General features: G+C 74.7%; 5 protein-coding genes. 4 read left to right on the top strand and 1 reads right to left on the bottom strand.

Translation table 11 applies throughout. The features are described 5' to 3' along the window. The coding region (locus HYE82_RS34180) for an MFS transporter (protein ID WP_179178112.1) at nucleotides 1–614 on the bottom strand (614 nt) is incomplete at its 3' end. Between the two features lie 123 nt (nucleotides 615–737). Here HYE82_RS34180 and HYE82_RS34175 point away from each other — a divergent pair. The 4 genes from HYE82_RS34175 (at nucleotide 738) to HYE82_RS34160 (ending at nucleotide 4,662) form a co-directional block, all read left to right on the top strand. Further along, nucleotides 738–1,097 carry a metalloregulator ArsR/SmtB family transcription factor gene (locus tag HYE82_RS34175; protein ID WP_179178111.1) on the top strand — a complete coding sequence of 120 codons (360 nt, stop codon included), beginning with the start codon at nucleotides 738–740 and terminating at the stop codon, nucleotides 1,095–1,097. 24 nt (nucleotides 1,098–1,121) lie between these two features. Next, nucleotides 1,122–1,694: a GNAT family N-acetyltransferase gene (locus tag HYE82_RS34170; RefSeq protein WP_179178110.1), complete on the top strand. Its 573-nt coding sequence runs from the start codon at nucleotides 1,122–1,124 to the stop codon at nucleotides 1,692–1,694. A gap of 143 nt (nucleotides 1,695–1,837) precedes the next feature. Next, nucleotides 1,838–3,337 (top strand): Y4yA family PLP-dependent enzyme, encoded by a 1,500-nt coding sequence (locus HYE82_RS34165; protein ID WP_179178109.1) that lies wholly within the window; start codon nucleotides 1,838–1,840, stop codon nucleotides 3,335–3,337. Nucleotides 3,338–3,342: 5 nt separating this feature from the next. Next, nucleotides 3,343–4,662 (top strand): pyridoxal-phosphate dependent enzyme, encoded by a 1,320-nt coding sequence (locus HYE82_RS34160; RefSeq protein ID WP_179178108.1) that lies wholly within the window; start codon nucleotides 3,343–3,345, stop codon nucleotides 4,660–4,662. The last annotated feature ends 21 nt before the right edge of the window (nucleotides 4,663–4,683 follow it).

Below are 4,683 nucleotides of genomic sequence, written 5' to 3'. Positions count from 1 at the left end.
GGCAGCACGTCGGGGATCACGGCCTGGAAGGCCGGGGTGAACGCGGCGGAGGCGGCCTGCAGCACGAAGATCAGGGCGGCCGAGCCGAGGAAGCCGGCGGCGGTGCCGAGGAAGAGCCGGTCGTAGCCGGTGACGGCGAGCAGGGCGGCAGCCAGGGCCGGACTGAACAGGCTCTCCAGGTCGTAGGCCAGCCGGGACAGGGACAGCGCCCGGGTGTAGTCGCGCTCCTCGGGCAGCACGTCGGGGATCACGGCCTGGAAGGCCGGGGTGAACGCGGCGGAGGCGGCCTGCAGCACGAAGATCAGGACGTAGACCTGCCAGACCCGGTCGACGAACGGCAGGGACAGGGCGACCGCGGCGCGGCCCAGGTCGGCGCCGATCAGGAGGGTGCGGCGGGGCAGCCGGTGGGCGAAGGCGCCGACGGCGGGCGCGATGGCGACGTACGCCACCATTTTGATCGCCAGCGCGGTGCCGAGGACCGATCCGGCCCGGGGACCCGCGATGTCGTAGGCGAGCAGGCCGAGGGCGACGGTGGCCAGGCCGGTGCCGGTCAGGGCGACGGCCTGGGCTGCGAACAGGTGCCGGTAGGTGCGGTTGCGCAGGACGGACAGCATGCGGCGGCCTTCCGCTCGGCAGGGTCACCCCCACCGTATCCTCATGTGCACGAATGCGCACATGAGGATGTGCCGCCCGCACGCCCCGGCCGCGGCCCGCACGCCCGGCCATACGCTGTTCCCATGGCCCTGAGCGATTCCCTGCCACCTGCGACCGCCTCGCACCTGCGCGCCCCCGACGGCGCCCGGCTGGCCGAGGCGGCATCGGTCTTCGCGCTGCTCTCCGACCCCACGCGCCTGCACCTGCTGTGGCTGCTCGCCCAGGACGAGTCCGACGTCGGCACCCTCGCCGAGCAGTGCGCCGCCTCGCGCACCGCGGTCAGCCAGCACCTGGCCAAGCTGCGGCTGGCCCGGCTGGTGGAGTCCCGCAGGGAGGGGCGCCACGTGCACTACCGGCTCCGCGACGGCCATCTGCGCCGCCTGGTCCTGGAGGCGCTGAGCCACGCCGACCACCGGGTGAGCGGAGAGGCACCCCACGACTGACGGCCTCCGTGCGAGGCTGGTGCCATGCCGTCCCGAGGTGTGGTGCCCGTGGTGCCCGAGCTGGTGCAGCTGACGACCCCGGCGGGGGTGCCGCCCGCCACCGCCCGGCAGCTGGCGGACTGCTGGACGGCCGTGGTCAACGCGGGCGGCGCGGTGATCGCCCCCGAGCTGCCGATGCCGCCCGTGTCCGCGGCCGATGTCGCGCCCGCCGTGGACCGGCTCGTCCGCGCACTCGATCCGGTGCGGTGCCGGATCCTCCTCGCCGTCGACGGCGGAACCGGCGGAACCCTGTCCGGCTGGCTGGTTCTGCGCCATGACCCGCACCCGCTGGTGGCCCACTGCGGGGTGGTCAACCACCTTCAGACCCTCCCCGGGCTGCGCGGCCGCGGCATCGGCAGCGCCCTGATGACCGGCGTGGCCGGCATCGCCCGCGACGAGCTCGGCCTGGAACGGCTGCAGCTCAGCGCCCGCTCCGGGTGCGGGCTGGAGGAGTTCTACCGCCGGCTGGGCTGGGCGGAGGTGGGCCGGTGGCCGGGTGCGCTGCGTGTGGCGCCCGGGGACGACCGGGACGACGTCCTGATGAGCCTCACCCTCTGAAACGGCCGTACCGATCCGGCCAACCGCCCCCGCATGCTCCCACGCCCCCTTCAGCTGCGGCAGGCGGGGAGCGATGATGGGCGGAGCCGTACGAGTGATCGCGGATGCGGGTCCGCATGCGTCGTCGGGGAGGGACGGCCGGGATGAGCGACGCCCCTTTGTACCTGGAACCGCGGCTCACTTCGGGCCCTGCGGCCCTGCTGCGTTCCGGCCCGTTCCTGCACGGCCTCGTGGACGCGCTGGGGTCGCCCCTGAACGTGGTCCTGCCCGACGAGTTCGAGCGCAACGCGGAGGCGTTCGCCGCGGTCCTGCGCCGGCACCGGCTGCCCGGCCGGATCTGGTTCGCCCACAAGGCCACCGGATCCAGCGCCCTGGTCCGCCATGCGGCAGCCACCGGCGCCGGGCTGGACGCCGCCTCCGTGGAGGAGCTCCAGCACGCCCTCGGCGCGGGCTTCACCGGCGACCGCGTCATGGCGACCGGGCCGAAGGACCCCGCCTTCCTGTGGCTCGCCGCCCGCTGCGGGGCCGTCGTGAACGCCGACGGGCCGGGCGAGCTCGCCGAGGCCGCCCGGCTGGTGCGCACCCGCGGCCTGCCCCGGCTGCGCGTCGTGCTGCGCCTGTCGGAGTTCGGTGCGGCCGGGCCCCGCACCCTGTCCCGGCCCACCCGCTTCGGCACCCCCGAACGGAACCTGGCCCGGCTGCTCGACCTGCTCGACACCCTCCGGGACGCCCTGGAGCCCGTCGGCGTCGGCTACCACCTGGACACCACCAGTGCGGACGAGAAGGCCGTCGCCCTGGAGGGCTGCCTGCGGGCCGTCGACGAGCTGCGCCTGCGGGGCTTCCAGCCGCGGGCCATCGATGTCGGCGGCGGCTTCGGCATCAGCTACCTCGCGCACGCCGGCCAGTGGGAGCGCTGGACGACCGCCCTCACCGAAGCCGTGCTCGGCCGCCGCGGCCCACTGGCCTGGGGCGGCCACGGATACGGCCTGCGCGTGGAGAACGGCGTCCTCAGGGGCGCGCCCGCCCTGTACCCCGCGTACCGGCCGGCCGCCGGGGCCGCCTACCTCGACGAGCTGCTCTCCCGGCCGGCGCCCGGGCTGGGGCGCCCGCTGGGCACGCTGCTGCTGGAGAGCCTGTGCGACCTGTACGCCGAACCGGGCCGCGCCCTCGTGGACCAGTGCGGGCTGACCCTCGGCCGGGTCATGGAGGTCCGCGACGACGCCGGGGGCCCGCCGCGGGTGCGGCTCGCGCTGAACGCCGACGACGTGGGCCTGGAAGAGCACGGCGTGCTCGTGGACCCGGTCCTCGTCCCCCGCGAAGGCGGCGCGGCATCGGTCGACCCGGCCGCCGGCGCCGTCGGCGTGCACCTGATGGGCAGCCTCTGCCTGGAGGCCGACCTGATCACCCGCCGGACCGTCTTCCTGCCCCGCCTGCCCCGGCCGGGCGACCTGCTGGCCTTCCCCAACACGGCGGGGTACTGCATGGACTTCACCGCCACCCGGGCCCAACGCCAGCCCGTGGCCCGCAAGGTGGCCGTCAGAGCCGCCGGGGGCGGCACCGCGGCCGACGCCGGAGAGGAGGGCGGAGCCTGGCGCTGGTGCCTCGACGAGCAGTACTGGCCGGTCACGGAAACGGGGGGATGAGGCACATGAGGTACGACAGCATCACCGACGCCATCGGCAACACCCCGCTGGTGCGCATCGATCCGGACGTGCACGGACTGCGGAACATCGATCTCTACGCCAAGCTGGAGATGCTCAACCCCTTCGGCTCGCTCAAGGACCGGCCCGCCTGGAACATGGTCCGCGAACGCCTGGCCGGTGCCGCGGCCGGCGACGAGACGGTGGTAGAGCTGTCCAGCGGCAACACCGCCAAGGCCCTGGCCCTGATCGCGGGCCTGCACGGGCTGCGGTTCAAGAGCGTCACCAACCGCATGCGGGTCCCGGAGATCAAGGACCTGCTGCTCCTGCTGGGCGCGGAGATCGAGGAGCTGCCCGGGCAGAGCGAGTGCCTGGACCCGACGGACACCGCCGACCCGCTGACCCTCTTCCACCAGCAGCTCAGCGTCCCCGGGAGCGCCCACCTCCACACGGACCAGTACTTCAACCCGCTGAACGCGCAGGCGCACGCGCAGGGCACCGGCCCGGAGATCATCGCCGACCTGGAGGGCCGCGCCCCCGACTGGTTCATCGCCTGCGTCGGCACCGCCGGCTCCTCCACCGGCGTCGCCCGTGCACTGCGCGCGCACGACCCGGCCGTGCGCGTGGTCGGGCTCGTCGGCGCCAAGTCGGACTTCATCCCCGGCATCCGCACCGCCGACGAGGTGCAGGAGGTGGGCCTGTTCGACCCGGCCGCCTACGACGCGATCGAGGCGGTGAGCGCGGACGAGGCCCTCGACGGGATGCTGGTCCTGCTGCGCCGTTGCGGGCTGCTGTCCGGCCCGACCGGCGGGGCCGCCTACCACGGCGCGGTCCGCCACCTGAAGGCCCTCGATGCCGGGCTGACCGAGCGCCGGACGGCCGTGTTCATCGTCTGCGACCGGGCCGAGAGCTATCTGGGCTACGTCCGGCAGCGTCGGCCCGAGCTGCTGGGCCGGCCCGCCGTGCGCAACTCCGCCGCCACCGTCACCGAGGCCGAACTGGCTGCCGTACGCGCGATGGACGTGACCGAGGCCCGCAAGTGGGTCGAGTCGGGGCAGCCTCTGGTGGTCGACCTGCGCGGACCGTTCGCGTACGGGGCGCTGCACATCGACGGCTCGGTCAACATCGTGGACGAGCTGTTCGCGGAGCTCGTGCGGGGCGGACTGCCGTTCAGCACGAGTCGGCCGGTGCTGCTGGCCTGCCCGGTCGGCGAGCAGTCGCAGCGGTACGCGGCCCTGCTGACCCGGATGGGGCATCCGGACGTGCGCAGCCTCGCGGGCGGCATCATCGCCTGGCGGGACGCGGGCGCCCCGCTGGTGCGCGACTGATGGCCGCCCCGCCGACCCCCC

This window comes from Streptomyces sp. BR123, assembly GCF_013401435.1.
In the GTDB taxonomy this organism is placed as follows: domain Bacteria; phylum Actinomycetota; class Actinomycetes; order Streptomycetales; family Streptomycetaceae; genus Streptomyces.
This window is presented reverse-complemented; position numbering and strand designations above follow the sequence as displayed.

What these genes read in the sequence shown, in the direction of transcription:
- HYE82_RS34160 (WP_179178108.1), top strand. Translation starts at nt 3,343, where the DNA reads ATGAGGTACGACAGCATCACCGACGCCATCGGCAACACCCCGCTGGTG.
- HYE82_RS34165 (WP_179178109.1), top strand. Translation starts at nt 1,838, where the DNA reads ATGAGCGACGCCCCTTTGTACCTGGAACCGCGGCTCACTTCGGGCCCT.
- HYE82_RS34175 (WP_179178111.1), top strand. Translation starts at nt 738, where the DNA reads ATGGCCCTGAGCGATTCCCTGCCACCTGCGACCGCCTCGCACCTGCGC.
- HYE82_RS34170 (WP_179178110.1), top strand. Translation starts at nt 1,122, where the DNA reads ATGCCGTCCCGAGGTGTGGTGCCCGTGGTGCCCGAGCTGGTGCAGCTG.